Genomic DNA, 17,558 nt, shown 5'->3' on the forward strand with positions numbered 1-17,558 from the left:
CGGGGCACGTCGTCGTCCTCGAAGCCGACGAGGCGCTCGATGATCTGAAGCGACCGGGTGCTGTAGCAGGTGTAGTTGTTCGCATGACCGCCGCTCATGGATTGTCGGGTGGGCAAGGGCTGGGCCCGCGGCGATGTCGCCGCCGGCGGGTCCAGCCCGTTGCGTCCACGCGTGGGCAGTGACCGGGTGATGGGTCGAGCCTGGCGACGGGCTTTCCGGCAAGGTCAGGCGCGGGCCAGTGCGGTGACGGCGGCGGTGCAGATTTCGTCGACGGCCTGCACCGGATCGGCGACGTGGATGGTGGTGGTATCGGCGAAGGTGTGCCCGGTGATTCCTGCGGGTCGCAGCCAGAGGACGGCGCAGCCGGCCTGGTGCAGGGTGGTGATCAGCTTCTGCGCGGCGGCCCTGTCTGGCAGGTCGCCGTCGGACACGACGGCGACCATTCTGACGGTGTGGCGTTTACGCAGATCGAGGAGCTGATCGGCGAGGTTAACCGCCTCGCAGAACGCCGTGGTTCCGCCGCTGGCCTGCATGTCCAGGACCTGCGCGGGACGTTGTCGCGGCGCCACGAGAAGGGTCGCCGTGTTCCCGAACGCGATGGTGGTCGTGACGGCTTCGTTGCGGCGGGCACCGTGGGCGAGGATCCACCCGGCCGTGGACAGCGGCTTCTGGAACTCGCGCATGGACCACGACACGTCCACGAGGACGGCTAGGTGCAGGGTCGGCTTGGGTGGGGGCACCGTGGTGCGCCGCTGCCAGCGTTGGGCGGTGGGCATCATCCCGGCCGCGGTCTGTGCGTCGGCAGTGATCGCCTGCCGGGTACGCAGCCGGCCGGGCGGTACCGGCGCCGGTATGACGGCGGTCTCGCGGTGCTGGGTGCGGGCCTGCCGGAGCCTGGTGGCCAGCCGGCGGGCGGCTTCGACCTCCGCTTCGGTGGGGTCGCGGCGCGTCCAGGTCGCGGGGGCGCCGTGGCGGGTGGTGATCTGGGTGTGGCGGAGGTCCGTGGGGGTGATGCCGAGGGCTGCGGCCAGGTATTCAAGGAGCGCGGCAGCGAGGAGACCGGCGAACTCACCGAGGTCGGGCTGTGGCACGTCCGGCCGGCGGGCCGGGTCGATGTCCAGGGCATAGCACCACCGCCACGCGATCTGGATCATGGTGTTGGCGTCGTGGTCGTCGCAGTCGAGTGCCTGGAGCCAGAGCTCACGCAACCGGCGTAGGCGTTTGCGCCCGGCGACGGCGGTCACCGCGGCGCGGATCACGCGGACGTCCTTGCTGGTGAGGATGCGGGCGTCCACGCGGGCCAGCAGCAGCGCGGCGAGTCGTCCAGCGTGCCAGAGATCGTCCGCCCGGGCGGTCTGCGAGAGGAGCAGCGTGGTGACGGTGTGGCGTATCCACTGCCGGTCGCAGCGTCGTCGGCCGCGTTGCCGGTACTCGGCGCGTGCTTCCTCGAGTTGGCCGGCGACGTCGGCGACGACCGGTGGGGTGTCCTCGGGAGTTATCCACAGGCTGTGGGCAGCGTGGGCGGCTTCGTGGACGAGTAGGCCGTAGCCGGTTGCCACGGTTCTTTTGTGGCGGGCCTTGGACGGGTCGGTGATGTCGGGGCTGCCGCCGAGGTAAGCGGCGTCGACCTCGATACGCAGGTGGTCGGGGTAGAAACAGGCGGGTGCGCCGCCACCGGCTCCAGGGGCGACGACCACGCGAAGGTCGTCACGGTCGGTGAGGACTTTGATCTGTCGGGTCCATGCCCTGTTCCAGGCCGTCCATATCGGGTCGACCGTGGTCAGGTCGGGGTGGCCGTGCTGCAGGTGAGGGGGTTGTGTCATGGCAGGTCCTTCCTGGGTGGGTCAGCGTTGGGGGCCGACGCGCAGGGGGGCGATGCCGGTGCCGAAGTGCGCGGCCAGGGCGGCGATGACCTCGGTCCGGTCGTCTTCTGGGGCACGGCCGGCGAGGTTCGCGACGGCGGCCTTGTGGCCGAGGGCCTTGCGGACGCGGGTGAATCCGAGGAGTTCGCGCAGTTGCGGCGCCCAGGTGAGCTTTCCGGCGTCGAGGTCGGCGTTGAGCCGGATCGCGGCCTGCACGGCGGCGGCGGGCACGCCGAGATGGCGGGCGAGGTCGAAGTCGGTGGTGACCTCGATGTGCACGTCGAACCGGGAGGCGAGGGCGTCGGTGAGGATCGCGCCGTGCACACCGGGGTTGTGGCCGGCGAGGATGTAGAAGCCGTCCGCGGCCTCGACGCGTTCGTTGCGGTAGCCGGTCAGGGTGATGACCCGGCGGCCGTCCATCGCCGGGTAGAGCACGGCGAGGACCTTCGGCGGGACGAGGGTGGCGTCGTCGATCAGCAGCGCCCGGCCTTCACGCATCGCCGTGACGAGCGGGCCGTAGACGTATTCGTAGCCGCCGTCGGGCAGCGGTATGAAGTTGCCGACGAAGTCCTCGACGATCGTGTCGCCGGTCCCGGCCACCGTGAGAAGGTCAGGGAAGGCGGCCTCGGCCACGGCGGTCTTGCCGGTGCCGGGCGGGCCGTAGAGCAGGACCGGGATGCGTTTGTCGCGCAGCCGTTGCAGGACGTCGACGTCGGTGGAGCCGGCCAGTTTGCGCGGGAAGTAGGGGTCGCCGTTCGGGCGGGTCACTGGTTGGCGTCGTCCGTGGCGTGCCGTGGAGCTGCCGGCGGGCCGGGGCGCGGGCGGCGGCAGTGCCCCGGCGGCGTCGATGCCGGCCTGGGTGACGGTGAATCGGTGCGGATTGCTCTGGTGGGTGGCGTACCCGGCGGCGGCCATCCGTTTCAGCGCCTCGAACACCGCCCCAGAGGAGGGAACGTCGAGAGCTTTGGTGATCTCGCCGGGCGACAGCGGCTGGCCGGGGTGGTCGGCGAGGTACAAGGCCACCCGGGGGTAGAGGTGCCCAGATCGGCGTCCGGCTGCGCTCGGCTTTCCGGTTGCTTCCCTGGTCGTGGCCGGGTTGCTGGCCGACGGTTGGGGGTTTGGGTGCATGGCGCGCTCCGTTCCTTGGGACTGGGGTGGAGCCCGCGCACCCGTCTCCGGGTGCGCGGGCTGGTTGATTCCGCGCTGCGGAGACGGGCGATCCGGCGTGGTCCCGAGCAGCGTTCGCGGGGCCGGCCGTCACGCCGGGTGGTGCATCAACACGGACCTGCCGTCCGTGACGACGGCAGGCCGTGCCAGGTGCGGTTGTGCAACTTCCCGGGGTTGCCGTCAGGCGTCGTCGGGTCGGGTGCGGGACACGGTGACGGTGACGGTGTTCTCGGTGGCTTTCAGGACGAGATGCCGGAATCCCTGCGTGGCCCCACGCCGGAGCAGATCCAGCAGCGAGGCGCTGCGGGGACCGAGTGGTTCGTGCAGATGCAGGTGTTCGGCGAAGTCGTCGCCGCCGATATGGGTGTCGGCGGCGCTCGGATGCTCGTCGTCGGGTCCCCAGCCGTGGGCGTAGGCGACGAGGTTCGGGGTGCCGTCGTCGCCGGGGATCTTCGGTTGTCCGGTGGACATCAGGTAGGTGCCCTGGTCGCTGACCCAGACGAGCCCTCCAGGGCAGGTGGTGCCTTCCTGGTGTTCGCTGAACGAGGGGGCGTGTGCCGGTGCGGCGTTCGCGTGTTCGGCCAGTCGCAGCGCCACGGCGAGGTCGAAGTACAGGTCGGTGGTGTCAGCCATGAGAGGGGTACTCCTCGTTGGTGGGAGGGGGCGTCGCCGGATAGCCGTCGCCGGTATCGCGGCGCAGGTCGCGGTGGCGGGGTCCACGTCCGATGCCGGGCTGTTCTGTGGAGGGGGGCATGCCGTAGACCGTCGCGCGGCCGTACCGCTTCGCCTGGTACATGGCGATGTCGGCGGCACGTAGCAGCTCACGTCCGGAGATGCCCAGGGTCGCGGTCGCGAAGCCCACGCTCGCGGACACGCGGACCTCGCGCCCGCCGACGCGCACCGCCGTACGAGCGATGATCCTGCAAGCGGCGTGGGCGACGGATGCGGTCTGGTCGTAACCACCGTCGATCAGCAGCACGAACTCGTCGCCGGACAGCCGCGCTGCCAGCGCGGCTGGGGCCGTGATGCCGGCCAGACGGCGGCCCACTTCGGCGAGTACATCGTTGCCGTGCTCATGGCCGTAGGTGTCGTTGATGGACTTGAACCGGTCGAGGTCGACCATCACCAGCCCGGTCGCACGGCCCTTCCGCAGGGCCGTGCGCAGGTATGCGGTGACGGCGCGACGGTTGGGCAGGCCGGTGGTCACGTCGTGGTTGGCCAGGTAGCGAGTCTGGATCAGGCTCTTGTGCTGGCACACGATCACCACCACGGCGACGATCAGGGTGGCGGTCAGGGCGATGATGGCGAGGTCTTGCCAGGTCTGCAACACTCGAAAGGCTCCTTGTGTGTGAAGGAGCACCGGGTCGGTCGTCGCGCCGTGCAAAGCTTCGACGGCCGACCTGGGCTTACCGCTGGGAGTCGGCGCCCGCCGGCTTCGCCTGGAACTGATAACTCGCGGGGGCCTCGGAGACGCGGAGTGCGTGGCCGTCGTTGGCGAGCTTGTCGAGGGCGTTCACGACGGCGCCGGGACCGGCCTTGCTGAACATTCCGTCTCGGTCCGCACCGTCGATGATCTTGCACATCTCGCCGACCCGGAACGCGCGGTCGGGATTGTCTGTCAGCGCCGCGAGGATCGCGGCGCGCAATGCTCCCTTGGGCCTGCGAGGCTTGACCGGCTTGCGGTAGGCACGAGTGGTCCTCGTGGCCGGGGCATCTGGGTCCGGTACGTCCGGGGTGCCACTGTTTGACCCGACCGACTCGTGTTCGGCCGCCGGCTTCGGATCAGCATCCGGCTTCGGCTCGGGCTCGGCCGGTTCTGCGGTCGCGGGCGCAGGGTGGTGGTCGGAATCGGGTGCGCCCGTTGGTAGTCGGGTGCCGTCCGGTGTCGGGAGTGTCTCGGGACTCTGGTTGCTGAGGGCTGAATGGGTGCCGGTGAGATCCGGGTGCGAGTCGGCGTGATCGCTCGTGGCCTCGGCGCGAGGGTCGTCGGTGGGGCTGCTGTTTTCCGGCACCGCGCCGTCGTCGGTGGGAGGTTCTCCGGCGGTCGGGTTGGGCTGTTCTGGGGCGGCGCTGGTCGCGTCGCCGTTCGCGGGGCCGAGCGTGGAGGGGATGTCGGTGACGATGTGCCAAAGGGTGCTGCCGTCGCTGCCCTCGGACTTGACGGCCTGGCTCGCGGCGAGCAGGCGGCGCAGGACGGGGCTGACGGTGGAGTAGCCGACGCCGGCGGCCTCCTGGATCTGCTTCGGGGTGGCCGGGCGGTCGAGTGTCCACATGGCGGCGACGATGCGCTGGGCCGCGGTCGCGGCGGGTGGGGTGGTTTCGGTCATGACTGGCGGTGCTCCTTCCAGTAGGGCGTGGAGTTGATCCACGCTTCGTTGCGGGATTTGTTCAAGTCGCCCGTCCAGATGGCTGCCGTCCGGCGCGGACGTGTGGCGGTGATCTCGGGCGACAGATGACGTGACCTGCCAGCAAGTGCTGGCAGGTCACGTCTGTGACGTCCCGCGGGAGGACGTGTGGACGCCGGCTTTACGGTGCCGAGCCCGTCACCTACCGCTGGCGATGGCGGGAACGGCGCGCCATGCACGGCCTCACCGGCGTGTTCGCTCGGCAACCACGCGGGTGGTCGCCTCACGCGCGGCTGGCGAGGCGGACCGCGATTTTCAGGGCGGTCTGCAGCGGTAGGATGGTCGCGGGGGTATCGCGTGGTCCGTCGGCGTCGTCGACTGTGACGACCGGGTGGGTCTCGGCGTGGTACCGAGTGAGCTGGTAGACGCGGCCATCGATGTCGACGGCGTCCAGACGTCGGCATCCGTGGGGTTCGTTGGCGGCGATGACGATGTCGTCGTCGAGGGCTGCGCACGCGAGCATCCGGAAGCCGGACGCGTTACCGGTGGTGACGTTGACCGCCGCGATAAGCGCCGGAATCGGGCCCTGGGTTTCGGTGTGTCCGTGGGTCAGGGCCTCGATCCGGCCGACGATCGTCGTGTCGAGTCCCTCGGCGCCGTTGCTGTGCCGCGGTCGGACCACGTGGCAGCGGATGAGGTGTTCGGTGTCGGTGTTGGCCACTTCGTACAGGAACAGCACAGTCGGAAGTCGTGCGGTTAGGTCCGGAGTCTGGATCGCGGTGATCAACGCGGCGGTGAGGGCGTGGCTGGTCGGGAAGGGCAACAACGTCGGGCTCCCATCGAAGTTGAATGCGTTACAGGCGCACGAAAGGGCTCCCAAGGGCGGCGGGGCGCCCGGGAACCCGGTGGGACTGGGGCGGTGCGGGGGTTGACCGGCGCTGATGTAGCCGATCGCTGGCCCCGACTGGATGTGCGCCGCTCCGGCCGGGTGGCCCACGAAGCGCCCGGTCGTGCCGGGTGACCGCGCGGGCGGATCGGCAGGTCGTCGACGGTGGCACGCGGCCTAAGGTCGTTGGCCGTCGCGGCGGGCAGGTTGAGCGTGGTCCCGGTGGGCAGGCACAGGCTGCGCAGCAGCATGTCGGAGCCCATCCAGACACCGCTCTCTCAGCAACTGAGGTCGTAAGGGGCTGGGTCCGGTTAGGGCGTAGGAAGGGTGAACCAGGAGGTGCCGGTCCAGATCTGCCACTGCTGGCCGGGGCCGCAGGTGAGGGAGCGGCCGAGTTCCAGCAGCGCGGTCAACCCGGCCGGGGCGGGGGTGACCGGCCGCAGAGCGCGGGTGTGGCCGGCGTCGTCGACGAGTCGGAGTTGGGTGCCGCCGTCGACTTCGGCCTGGGCGACGGCGTGGCTGAGGAAGTGTTCGTCGGCCAATGCCTGCAGCAGCCGGGGCATGTCGACGGAGCTGCCGTGGAAGCGGCAGTGGCCGAGGTAGGCGCGCAGGCCGTCATGGATGGCGGTCAGGTCGGCCGGGTCCAGCGTGGGTGCGCCGGCGCCGTCGTCGGTCACGGTGGCGAGGGGGCGGCCGTCCAGGGCCAGGGTGGCGGTGAAGGCAAGCCCGGTGGAGACGGGCTGGTACCGCATGTTGGTCAACTGGAGGCGGGTGTGCGGCACGCGCATGCCTGGCGTGTGGCGCAGCAGCTCGAAGTCCTGCTCGTGGCCCGGGTTGGGCAGGTCACCGAGGATGCGGTCGCAGTCGTATGGGTCGACGGCCTGCCAGCACCAGTTCCAGCCCATCACCACGTACCGGCCGTCCCGGCTGGGGCTGATGTGTTCGATCGCCTCCGGGTCGTCGCACTGGGCGCGCTGGTCGGCGATGATGACGTCGCCGTCGAAGCGCAGCTCGGTCAGCTGCATGTTGACCTGCCGGTCCAGGTCGGGCTCCGGCACGCCGTGGCGGTGCAGCGACTCACGTAGGTCGCGGCGCTGTTCTTGCTGGTCGGCGACGATCGCCTCGGCCACTTCGCGGGTGCAGGAGAACACCGCCCAGCCGTTCCACCGGTCGATCAGGGTGCCGACGAACCCGACCGCGATGCGGTCCGCGCCGCTGGTGTCGGCGGTCCAGGCCCAGTCGCCGGCGAAGACCCCGACGCCGCCGACCCGGACCCGGCTGGGGTGCAGGTGGGACACGTCGGCACCGGTCGGGCTGGCTGCCAGGTGACACAGCGCAGTGACCCGCTCGAGCACCGCGGCCTCGAACGCTTCCTGGAACGCGTCGATGGTCTCGGCCCGCTGGACGTCGGTGAGGTCCCGCCAGTGCGGCATCTGACCCTGCGTGGCTTCGGTGTAGCGACCTTGGGCGGTGTCTCGGTCGTCGTGGCCGTAGGCCTGCGGGGTGAACGTCGGCAGCCCGTCGAGCACGGCGGGGTCGCCGTCGTCGATCCCCGCCAGGATCCGCCGGGCGATGGCTCGCACGTCGCCGGTGGCCCGGCCGCCGATGGTGTCCTGTGCCCACCAGTCGGCGGCGCCGCGACCGGCCTCGGCGCCTGCGGCGCGTAGCCGTGCGAGGGCGGCCGTCCACCCGTCGGTGTCGCCGGACGGCTGGGGGCCGGCTGCGGCGGGGTCGAGGAGCTCGACGCGGTCACCGGCGTCCAGGCACATCGACAGTGATGAGCCGCTGTCCCAGTCGACGTGAACGATGTGCAGGTGCTGGTCGTGGCGGCGCACGGTGCCGGCGTCACCGGGCCGCAGGTCGGTGTGCGGGTCGATGGTGTGGACCAGGGCGACACGCTGTCCCGGCTGGTAGATGGTCATGACTGTTCTCCGATCGTTGGTCGTGGTCGTTCGGGTGCCGTCGCGTACGGACGACACCCACGGTTCTGGGTCTGCTGCCCCTGGGCCTACGGGCGCTGAATGTGCGGGTGTGACGTCGCGCCGGACCAGGCCCAGGACCGTCAAGGCCCGGCGGATACGGCCGGTAGCGCGAGCGCCGCAGTGGTACGGCCGTGGGAAGGTTCGGCGTCGGGCCGCTTGGAGCGTCGGGGTGTGGGTTGTGCGGGCGGCGTTGTGGCCGTCGGCCCGGGATCGGTCAGGTATGGCGCATTCCGTTTGCGCGGTCGGGAGAGAGCGGCAACGCTGGCAGCGGCCCGCGGCTCATTGGCTCAGGGCCGCGCCGACAGATGCCATGAAGGGCGCTGGGTCGACCGCGGTCGCTGACGTGTGACCGCCGAGGTGGACCTCGTAGTGGACGTGAGATCCGCTGGAGTGGCCGCTGCTGCCAGAGATGCCGATGACGTCGCCGGCGTTGACGTGCTGTCCAACATGGACGTACGGCCGAATCAGCTGATGGCAGTAGCGGGTGACGACCCCGCCGGCATGGTCGATGTCGACGTACCAGCCGCAGCCTCTGGTGAGGTTCGGGTCGCCGTCGCGGTCGCAGCCCCAGTCACCGCCGGTCCGCACGTCGATCGCGTTGCATCGCACCCGGCTGACCGTCCCGGCCGAGGCGGAGTGGATCGGGGTGCCCTTGGGCACGATCAGGTCGATGCCGTCGTGGGTGGGACGGTCGGCGGTGCGGAATCCGGAGCCGACTTTGCCGTGCACCGGTTGGGTCCAGCCCTGGGCGCTGACCGTCGCGGCGCAGGCGGCCAGGCCAGCGCTGACGCCGGTGAGAGCGGCGACCAGTCGGCTGGCATCGACCTCCCACTTCGCATACGCGTCCGGATAGGCGCTGATCTGTACCTTCTGCGCGGCCTCGGTCAGCGGCATCGCCTGCCAGCCGCCGATGGTCTGCAGCTTCTGGTAGAACTTGGCCGCCGCGTACTGCGGGTCGTGCAACTGCTCGGGCGTGCCCCAGCCCTGTGACGGCCGTTGCTGGAACAGGCCGATCGAGTCGCGGTCACCGCCCAGCGTGTTGATCAGCGACGATTCCTGCATCGCGGTGGCCACGGCGATGACCCAGCCACGCGGGGGGATATGCAGCCGCATGCCGACAGTGATGATGACGGCGGCGTTGCCGACCTGCTCGGCGTTCCATTCACCGATCGGGCCGATGCCGCCGGGACTGGGTACATGTGCGCTCGCGGCGGCGGACGGTCCGCTCGGCGCGGCGCTGGCCGTGGTGTAGCAGGCGGCGATGGCGGCGCCATCGCCGCCGAACATCAGGATCGTTGCCAGCCCTGAGCAGAGCAGGATGGTGCCGGCGACCGCGGCGGCGATCCAGGACAGCAGTCGGGTGCTCATGGCGGTCACTCCCTGGATACCTCAAGGTGGAATCGAGTGGGCATGGCGAAGGTCGCGCGATGCCGGTGGTCGGCGTGCGCGCGGCCTTCGTCAGTCGTGCGAATGGGTCTTGGCCGCGCTGTCAGCGCTGCGATCGGCCGCGCTGTCGCTGTCACGCCGGCTGGGCGTCGCGGCCGAGCCGGGACGCTGCCAGGACCTACGGTGAAAGGGCGCCAGGAAGGCGGCGGCCCGTACGGAGGCCCGGGATGGTGAAGAGGGAAAGGCGGCCGTTTCGACGGCCGGACGTGCAGGTGGCTGCCCCTGCCGAGGGCGGCTGGCGGCTGGCGGCTGGCGGCTGGCGGCTGGCGGCTGGCGGCTGGCGGCGCTCAACGCGGAGCGGCGTGGTAGGGCTGCGTGCGCCGCGTCGGCGCTTGCGTCCGGAAGCTGACCGGGCCGGGCGCCGGGGCTCGGGATCGCGCAGGTGTGGCGGTGCCGGGGATCGGCCGGCGGGGGTGGCAATGGTCAGCTGGACGGGAGCGCGGCCTCGGTCGGAATCAGCGCGGAGCGAGGCACCGCTTGGCAAAGCTGCGGCTGGACGTGGTCGCCTCCGTCGTGCCGGGGACCGTTCCCGGGCGGGCCGCTTGCCGTCTCGAATGTCTTCGAGGTTGGCGAGCGGTCCCGACGGGGTGTGTGGGCCAGCTAGAGGCTGACGGCGATGAGCCGCTGCTCTGCGCGAATCGCGTCGAGTACGCGTAGTGCCTGCTCGATGTAGGTGGTGCGGTCCGCGAGGGTGTCGCTTCTGGGCGCGAGGCGGACACCGTTGTCGCAGAGCAGCGCGTCTGCGCAGATCGCGGTGACGGCGCTGTGGTGCTGGTAGGCCATCTGCCCGGCCTGGAACATCTCGATGTCGAACAGGTCGAGGTGTCCGGCGCCGGGGTTGACGGCGTTGTGCATGCGCATCGCGTTCACGCGCGGTTGGGTGTTGAAGTCGTTCTTGGCGTCGTCCCAGCTGTAGTTCGCCGGGTCGGCGAGGTGCTTGGCCAGGTACGTCGTCCACGGGTACGCGGGGCGGGTGCCTCGCACAGCGTGGGTCCACACTTGGTGCCGGATACCGGCGCCGACGCCGGCGGCCTGGCGCAGGCCGGCGAGGTCGAGTAGTCGGGCGGGTCCTCCCGCGCAGGGGGCCGGGCGACCTTTGCGCAAGCCGACGATCTTCCCGCGCTGCCACAGCTTCAGAGTCGGTGCGGCCCAGAATCGTGGTTCCAGAACGCCGCGGACACCGAAGTGCCGGTCCAGGGCGTGTGCGGTGAGCGACTCGTGCGGCACGGCGTCGGGCAGCAGCACGATCATCGTGCGGATCGTCGGAGTGGGCGTGACGGCCGGCTGCGGCTGGGTCCGGGAACTCCCGGAGGCAGGCGCGGCAGGCGTCGCAGCCGCAGTAGTGCCGCGGGTCGGCTTCGGCGCGGCTGTGGCTGCCGGCGCCGGGGTGCTGCCGTTGCTGCTCGGCGCGGTGGTGGCGGTCTTGGCCATGGCAGGTCCTCCATCTGTGCGGGCGTGTGCGGACACGCGGAAAGGGACCGGTCCACCGGGTGCGTGGACCAGTCAGGGATAGGGGTGTGGAAGGCGATCCGCAGGGTTCGCGGGGTCGCGCGGTGGTGCGGGCGATCCGCCGGGTTCGCGAGATCGTGGTGGTGGGTGCGACCGGAGAGGGCCGCCGCGCGGTGCGCGTACCGACCGGCCTGCAAGAGACGGGTGGGTGACGGCACCGTGGTGGTGCGGCGGGAGTCCCCTTCGGTGGGACCGAACCGGGGGTGGAGATATGTGGAGGTGGGTGTGGTGCCGTTGACGGTACCGCTGCGGTCTCACAGCGCCGGTCTTCCGCAGTCGGGCGGAAACCGGCTCTGACCTGGGCTGTGAGACTTTCGCACCGGAATTTCGGTCGGGCTGTGAGCGGCTGTGAGACTTTCGGGATGGTGCTGCGCCGCGTTTCTTGTGGCGGCGGGGTCAGTCTTCGGGGCCGCTGTAGCGGTGCGGGTTGGTGGCCGTGTTGACCGGGCCGTGGTCGCTGGGCAGTTCGTGCAGCCAGCGGCGCAAGCCGCTGGCGTCGCCGGCGACGGTCCATGCCGGGCCGGCGGGGTGCTCGCTGTGTATTCCGGTCGCGACGGGCAGCCCGGCGGGTACGCCGGCGAGGGCGTCGAGCAGGTTGCGTTCGCGGCGCCGCGACGCGACGCGCAGCAGGACCGGGTAACGCGGGCCGACCTCGGCCAGCCGGGCGTAGTTGCGCAGCTTGCCCAGGACGGTCGCGATCTTCTCGGTGCCACGGTCGTGCTCGAGCCAGAATCCGGTCGTGCGGTCTCCGACCTGCCAGATGCCGTGCCCGTCGGGGCGGATCCCGGACAGCGCATAGGCGGCGGTGGCGTGCTGCTCGGACCACCAGCGCAGCAGCCGGGCGTTCGGGTCGGCGCGGGTGTAGGCGTGCAGGTCGATGAACAGCTGGTTGGTGCCGAGCAGGTGCGCGAGTTTGCGGCTGCCCACGATCCGCTCGGTGCGATCGGTCGCCGTGCGCGGTGCCGGGGCGTCGGGCCGGTCGGGATCGTTGTAGGCGCTCGGGTGTACGAGCGCGCCGAGCGGGCCGAGTGCGTAGAGGTGCTGCCGGGTGCCGGTGGTGACGTCGACGAACCGGTTGACCGCCTCCATCTCGTAGAGGGCAGCCAGCCGCAGCGTCGCCGCCCGCTTCGACGGGAACAGCGCGACGGCGATCTGGTCGGTGGACAGCAGGTAGTGCTCCGCCAGCCAGTCGAGCAGTTGCCGGTCGCGGATCGTGAGCCGGGCGAGCAGCCTCAGCCTGGCCCGCTTGGACGAGCTACGCGCAGGGGAGGGCCGAGGTCGGGGACCGGCGGAGGGCTCGGGGGCCAGGAACGGAGGACGAGGACCCGGAGGTTCGAGGGGACCGGGGTACCGGTCGGTGGAGGGGAGTTCGGATGACACGCGGGGTCTCCTGGGGAGATAGAGAGGGAGGGTGACCCTCCTGTGGGGAGGGTGTCGGGAACTGTTCGCGTCGACGGTCGTCGGACCTCACGGCCGCTGTGCTGCTTTGACAGACACCACAGCGATGACGGTGCGTGAGCGAAGGGTGATCGGTGGTGAAGGGCGGGTGAAGCTCTGCGGGAAGGGGCAGGACCGGCCCGGAGCGCGGCGTTGACAGACGTTGGGTTTCGCGATGCCGGCGGCGTCGGGCTCAACTGCGGCGCGGATCGGTGTCGGAGCGTTTGTCCTTGCCGCCGCCGCTGTTGGTGTCGCCGCGGCGGGAGTACTGCTCGACGAGGTCGTTCATGGCCGTGGTGTCCTGCGGCGGCACCGCCTGCGCGGCGATCTGCCGGATCGCGGTCGCCTCCCCGACGAGGGGCTTGGGCGGGCGGGTCTTCATGGTGAACGCGGGAAGCTGCCGGCCGTCGACGACCAGCCGGGTGGCGGTGGTGTAGGCGTCGAGGTGGGTCAGGTCGTGCTCGTCGAGCTCGGGCAGGGTGTGCCGGGCGAGGACTTTCGCGTCCTCCGGCGCGCACGTGAAATAGATCTTGTTGCGGGCGTTCGCGGACGCGGCGGCGAGCAGGTCGCGGGGGAACTGGGCCAGGTCCTGATGCGACAGCGTCATCGACAGCCGGTACTTGCGGGCCTCGGCGAGCATCGACTCGAGACTGCTGGCCAGGGTGAGGAAGTTCTGCGCCTCGTCGATGATCAGGGACGCGTCGCGGCGCTGGTCCGGGGCGAGTTTCGCGCGGGCGGTGGTGGCCTGCCACACCTGCGCCAGGATGAGCGAGCCGAGCAGCTTCGACGTGTCCTCGCCCAGGGTGCCTTTCGGGATCCGGACCAGCAGAACCCCGCCGTCGAGGATTTTGTTCATGTCGAAGCTGGCCTTCGGGTAGCGCATCGTGCGCTTGACGAAGTCGCGCAGCAGGAAGGACCGCAGCCGGGCGAGGACGGGGCCAATCACTTGAGAGCGCAGGGCCGGGTTGAGCTCGTCGTACCACTGCCAGAACCCGGACAGCCCGGCCGGGTCATCCAGGCCCACGGTCATCGCCGACCGGAACTGCGCCGAGTTGAGCAGCGGTGGGATGTGCTGCAGGGTGACGTTCGCGTGCCGCAGCAGGGTGAGGCAGGCGACCCGCATGACGTCGTCCATCCGTGGCCCCCACGCTTTGGCGAAGATGTTGCCGAAGATCGACACGAGGTTGTCGACGACCAGGTCCGGGTCGTCGCCCTCAAGGGGGTTGATGGTGGGCGGGTTGGGCTGGTCGGGGTCGAAAATGACGACCTTGTGCGCCAGGCTGGCGGGGATGCGGTCGAGGATGTCCAGAACCATGTCGCCGTGAGGGTCGATCACGATGGTGCCGCGGCCGGCTTTGATGTCGTCGACGGCCATGTTCACCAGCAGCGTCGTCTTGCCCGACCCGGTCGAGCCAATGACGTGCAGGTGATAGCGAGCGTCGGCGACACCCAACGCGATGCCGTGTCCGCCGATCTCCGCGTCGCCGAGGACCTTCGTCCCCCGGCCTCCGGCGGCGATCGCGACCGGGGCCGGCATCGCGCGGGCGCGGGCCCGGTCCAGGCCGGGCACGGCCAGGTCCTGCGGCAGCGCGGCCAGGGCGGCAAGTTCCGGCGCGGAGGCCAGGAACCCCGGGCCGAGGCGCCGACCGGCGAGGACCGCGACCGGGGAGCTCATCCGGGTGCGGTGGGCGAGGCGGTTGCGGCCGGTGTAGACGGCGAACGCCGAACCGATCGTGTCGGCGATGCCGCGCAGGCGGCCATCGGACAGCAGGCCAGCGCGGCTGGGGGTGCGGGCGACGGCGTAGCGGATACCGGTCTGCCACAGCGGGTACGCGGTCTTGTCCAGGATGGCCCGCACGTCGCGTTCGATACCGGGATCGCGGCGTGCGGCCGGCATCGCGGAGCTGGTGCGCCGGGAGGAGCCGGTCTGGAATGCCTCGATCAGCCAGAGCAACGGGGCCGCCGGGTTGATCGTCGGGGCGGCGGTCTTGCCGGCGCGGATGCGCCCGGCGGCGCGGCGGGCCCGGGCGACCCGGCGGGGCCCGGCAGGGCGGGCGAGGATCTGCACGCAGGCGTGCTCGTCGGCCTTGAGCTGCGAGCCGGCGGACATCAGGGCGCGCAGCGGGTCGCTGTCATGCTCGGTGGCGAACGGCAGCCATTCCGCCGCCGTCGGGGTCAGGTGCCCGCCCGCGGCCATCGTGGCGGTAGACGGGATGGGTGGAGCCGGGTTGTCGGCGGTGCAAGCGGCGCCGGGCCACGCGGCGCGGATCGCGGCCTCCACGGCGCCGCGAGGGACGCTGCCGGGTACCCACACGCTGATGAGCAGCCGGCGGCCGGTCCAGGTGTACTGCAAGACCACATGCGGGCTGCCGTAGATCAGCCGGCGTCTGCGGGAGGGTGTGAGCGTGCCGGACAGGTTCGCCCACAGGGCCGCCGAGCTGTGCGGGTCGACCTCCGGCGGCGGCGCGATCGTGATCAGCCTTGCGTCGGTCGCGTGGTAGCGGTGCCGCCACACTTCCAGGAGGTTGCGGGCGGCGACGTAGACGAGCAGGGTTGCGGCGGCCACGGCGAGCAGCCACGGCCGGTGCGCCGCCCACACGGCGGTGTCGATGACCAGTTGGGCGGGTCGGCTGGCGGGAGAAACGAAGTCGGCGCCCGGCCCCGGGCGGGGGCTGGGCGCCGGCGGCGCGTGAAGCAGCAACGGTGGTGGTCTCATGACGGTGTCCTCATCAGAGGTGTCGAGTCGGGCGGCGGGTACGCGGGCTTGAAGACGGACGTGGGGGTGTGTGGTCCGAGCGGCGCCCGGCCCATCGGGTGGGGCGAGGTTCCGCTCGACGTTCAGCTGTGGCTAGGAAGCGTCTCTCGGATCCTGGTTTGATCCAGAGCAGGATGCCGGCGAGGGTGAGTGCGGCCTGATAGTGCACGGCGACTTTGTCGGGCAGGTCCCGCCATGGTGAGCCGGTGCGGTACTCCCAGGCGATCGCCTCGATCACCTCGCGGTGGTCGGCCCATCGGCCGCGTGGCGGCGACCGGTCCGGCAGCTAGGGCTCCAACCGGGCCCACCTGTCACCAAGGATCCATCGACGAACCGGCACGCTTCGTCAACGAGCCACCTTGATCCGAGGGAAGCTTTCCTAGGCGTCGCTCCTGCTCCAGTTGCCGAGTGCGACGATCGCCTCGCGCAAGGCGAGCCCGCGATCGGTCAGCGCATAAGCCCGAGTGTTGTGTCGAAGGGGCAGGCGGAACAGCACGCCAGCCGCTTCGAGCTCGCGCAGGCGTGTCGCGAGCATGTTCGTCGGCCCGCCAAGGTTGCGCTGCAGATCGCCGTAGCGTTGTGGCCCGTCGAGCAGCCGTTCCACGATGAGCAGGGCCCACCGTGCTCCGACGATGTCGAGGGCCGCGGCGAGGTCGCTCACGCGGTCGGATCGGCGTCCGCCTTCATCCAGATCAAGGCCTGCAGGTCGTCGCGGACGGCATCTGCGTCCCACACCGCCCGATAGAGCAGGCGCTGCATCGCGTCCGGCCGGTCATGCCCGGCCTGCTCAGCAAGCCCGCCAGCACGTCTTGACCTCGATATCAGCCAGCAGACCGGTCACTAACCCTGCCGCCGCCCGGCGCGGCTGGACCCGGCCGAACCGGCCCGCGAAGGAAGCGATTACCCGGTCCAGAACCTGCCGGCATCCGGCGGCGTCTACGCTGTGACCAGCGGCCACCGCACGATACCAATTTTTGTCCACAACATACAGACGATCACGCGGTGACCGCCCCGCGTTCACTAACCCTAACCAAGATCCCAAACGGCGGCTGCCGTACTAGATACCACTTGTAGTCACGCGGTCACGCATGGAAGGCTTCCACGGTCCTCGCCGTTAGGGCACGCGCCTCCCGACACGACGAACGGCCGGACTTGAAGGGGCGGCGGCATGAAAACGGGTCAGCGTAACGGCTCCAGTTGGAGAACGCTCTCAAGGCCCAAACTTGGCCTGGCTGACACCATCAGTGACAACATTTCAAATTCCGGTCATGTAACTGATGTCTCCCTCCGCGCATTGCGTGGCTCTCCGTCGCTACTGATATTTAGCGACTACGGTGGAGCGCACAAACAGGCGCGATACGAGGTCTTGTCCTTCCTTGTTACTACGGCTCATGGTTTGCAGGGCTTCGACACCGAGCGGCAACTGCTCCGTGAGCGCTCGCTCGGGAACGAACGCCGTATGTCCTACAAGGCCCTCAATGACCGGTGCGTATGCGGTCTTTGCTTGCATTCTTGACGGCCACCGATCAACTGCAGGGCCTGTTGGTCAACTTTGCATTGGACAAGCGTGCGACAGACCGCCTCAGTGAGGGATATATTTCAGACACTACGATCGGCCCCTTGGGGCCGTGGGCTCAGCGCTCATTCGGCAAGCTCACCCGAGTAGGTCATTTGGCAGGGATCCTGGTCGAGGGGGTCCGGCGTGACGGGCAGAACCTCATTTGGATTACTGACGAGGACGAAATCGCGCCCAACGACCTCAAACATTCCGAGGCAACCAAGCTCTTAGGCCACTACCTGAATGTCTACTGTAGCGGCTCGATGGGGCACTTCCGTTTCGGAACCACCGCGTCTGACGCTGGTGATCTGCTTGTCGAGGACCTGGCGGCAGTGCCTGATCTCGCCGCAGGCTGTCTCGGCGAAGTCTTGTCGCTGCTGGCGCCGCACCCAGAGTCAAGTTCGGTGGAGCGACTATTTCTCCCGGCCGGCAGTGACGTGCCGGCGAAGGTCGCCGATATCGCAATGTGGCTAGGAGGTTCGTCAGGGAGCCTTCAGAAATTGAATCTCGTTATTGACGAAGGCAGCGGTGGCTGTTCGATTCGAAAATTCAGCATCGTCACCAAACTAGAGGAACTCTAGCTACGGACAACTTAGGCGGCGGGTTCAGGT

Annotated in this window: 14 protein-coding genes; 1 reads left to right on the top strand and 13 read right to left on the bottom strand. The window is 69.9% G+C overall.

Annotated features, from left to right (window positions below; genetic code table 11):
• Window positions 1-224 precede the first annotated feature (224 nt).
• The 13 genes from ACMCNN_RS29555 to ACMCNN_RS29615 all read right to left on the bottom strand — a co-directional run bounded on the left by ACMCNN_RS29555 (window position 225) and on the right by ACMCNN_RS29615 (window position 16,050).
• Window positions 225-1,823 carry a VWA domain-containing protein gene (locus tag ACMCNN_RS29555; protein ID WP_412743738.1) on the bottom strand — a complete coding sequence of 533 codons (1,599 nt, stop codon included), beginning with the start codon at window positions 1,821-1,823 and terminating at the stop codon, window positions 225-227.
• 21 nt (window positions 1,824-1,844) lie between these two features.
• The gene (locus ACMCNN_RS29560; protein ID WP_412743739.1) at window positions 1,845-2,885 is read right to left on the bottom strand and encodes an AAA family ATPase; all 1,041 of its coding nucleotides are present in this window, start codon (window positions 2,883-2,885) and stop codon (window positions 1,845-1,847) included.
• 324 nt (window positions 2,886-3,209) lie between these two features.
• Window positions 3,210-3,662 (bottom strand): DUF3085 domain-containing protein, encoded by a 453-nt coding sequence (locus tag ACMCNN_RS29565; protein WP_412743740.1) that lies wholly within the window; start codon window positions 3,660-3,662, stop codon window positions 3,210-3,212.
• The gene (locus ACMCNN_RS29570) at window positions 3,655-4,413 is read right to left on the bottom strand and encodes a GGDEF domain-containing protein (RefSeq protein WP_412743741.1); all 759 of its coding nucleotides are present in this window, start codon (window positions 4,411-4,413) and stop codon (window positions 3,655-3,657) included. The genes ACMCNN_RS29565 and ACMCNN_RS29570 overlap by 8 nt, the downstream gene beginning before the upstream one ends.
• A 22-nt stretch (window positions 4,414-4,435) precedes the next feature.
• A complete protein-coding gene (locus ACMCNN_RS29575; protein WP_412743742.1) occupies window positions 4,436-5,356 on the bottom strand; it encodes a hypothetical protein in 921 nt (306 codons plus the stop codon).
• A 301-nt stretch (window positions 5,357-5,657) separates the two neighbouring features.
• Window positions 5,658-6,161, bottom strand: a complete 504-nt coding sequence (locus tag ACMCNN_RS29580; RefSeq protein ID WP_412743743.1) for a hypothetical protein — start codon at window positions 6,159-6,161, stop codon at window positions 5,658-5,660.
• Between the two features lie 410 nt (window positions 6,162-6,571).
• Complete coding sequence (locus tag ACMCNN_RS29585) at window positions 6,572-8,182, bottom strand: DUF4314 domain-containing protein (RefSeq protein WP_412743744.1); 1,611 nt, start codon at window positions 8,180-8,182, stop codon at window positions 6,572-6,574.
• 339 nt (window positions 8,183-8,521) lie between these two features.
• Window positions 8,522-9,610, bottom strand: a complete 1,089-nt coding sequence (locus tag ACMCNN_RS29590; RefSeq protein ID WP_412743745.1) for a M23 family metallopeptidase — start codon at window positions 9,608-9,610, stop codon at window positions 8,522-8,524.
• 678 nt (window positions 9,611-10,288) lie between these two features.
• On the bottom strand, window positions 10,289-11,119 hold the full coding sequence (locus tag ACMCNN_RS29595; RefSeq protein ID WP_412743746.1) for a hypothetical protein: 831 nt from the start codon (window positions 11,117-11,119) through the stop codon (window positions 10,289-10,291).
• Between the two features lie 474 nt (window positions 11,120-11,593).
• The gene (locus ACMCNN_RS29600) at window positions 11,594-12,433 is read right to left on the bottom strand and encodes a replication-relaxation family protein (RefSeq protein WP_412747318.1); all 840 of its coding nucleotides are present in this window, start codon (window positions 12,431-12,433) and stop codon (window positions 11,594-11,596) included.
• A gap of 394 nt (window positions 12,434-12,827) precedes the next feature.
• Window positions 12,828-15,350, bottom strand: coding sequence for a type IV secretory system conjugative DNA transfer family protein (locus ACMCNN_RS29605; RefSeq protein WP_412743747.1), 2,523 nt, complete (start codon window positions 15,348-15,350; stop codon window positions 12,828-12,830).
• 13 nt (window positions 15,351-15,363) lie between these two features.
• On the bottom strand, window positions 15,364-15,675 hold the full coding sequence (locus ACMCNN_RS29610; RefSeq protein ID WP_412747319.1) for a transposase: 312 nt from the start codon (window positions 15,673-15,675) through the stop codon (window positions 15,364-15,366).
• A gap of 93 nt (window positions 15,676-15,768) precedes the next feature.
• Entirely contained in the window at window positions 15,769-16,050 is a 282-nt protein-coding gene (locus ACMCNN_RS29615; RefSeq protein WP_412743748.1) for a winged helix-turn-helix transcriptional regulator, read from the bottom strand.
• Window positions 16,051-16,901: 851 nt separating this feature from the next.
• Between ACMCNN_RS29615 and ACMCNN_RS29620 the strand changes: the two genes are divergently transcribed.
• Window positions 16,902-17,528 (top strand): hypothetical protein, encoded by a 627-nt coding sequence (locus ACMCNN_RS29620; protein ID WP_412743749.1) that lies wholly within the window; start codon window positions 16,902-16,904, stop codon window positions 17,526-17,528.
• Window positions 17,529-17,558 lie beyond the last annotated feature (30 nt).

This window comes from Krasilnikovia sp. MM14-A1004 (genome assembly GCF_047159485.1).
In the GTDB taxonomy this organism is placed as follows: domain Bacteria; phylum Actinomycetota; class Actinomycetes; order Mycobacteriales; family Micromonosporaceae; genus Actinoplanes.

Excerpts from the sequence above, each read along its gene's own strand:
- ACMCNN_RS29555 (WP_412743738.1), bottom strand. The coding sequence starts at position 1,823 with ATGACACAACCCCCTCACCTGCAGCACGGCCACCCCGACCTGACCACG.
- ACMCNN_RS29565 (WP_412743740.1), bottom strand. The coding sequence starts at position 3,662 with ATGGCTGACACCACCGACCTGTACTTCGACCTCGCCGTGGCGCTGCGA.
- ACMCNN_RS29575 (WP_412743742.1), bottom strand. The coding sequence starts at position 5,356 with ATGACCGAAACCACCCCACCCGCCGCGACCGCGGCCCAGCGCATCGTC.
- ACMCNN_RS29585 (WP_412743744.1), bottom strand. The coding sequence starts at position 8,182 with ATGACCATCTACCAGCCGGGACAGCGTGTCGCCCTGGTCCACACCATC.
- ACMCNN_RS29590 (WP_412743745.1), bottom strand. The coding sequence starts at position 9,610 with ATGAGCACCCGACTGCTGTCCTGGATCGCCGCCGCGGTCGCCGGCACC.
- ACMCNN_RS29595 (WP_412743746.1), bottom strand. The coding sequence starts at position 11,119 with ATGGCCAAGACCGCCACCACCGCGCCGAGCAGCAACGGCAGCACCCCG.
- ACMCNN_RS29605 (WP_412743747.1), bottom strand. The coding sequence starts at position 15,350 with ATGAGACCACCACCGTTGCTGCTTCACGCGCCGCCGGCGCCCAGCCCC.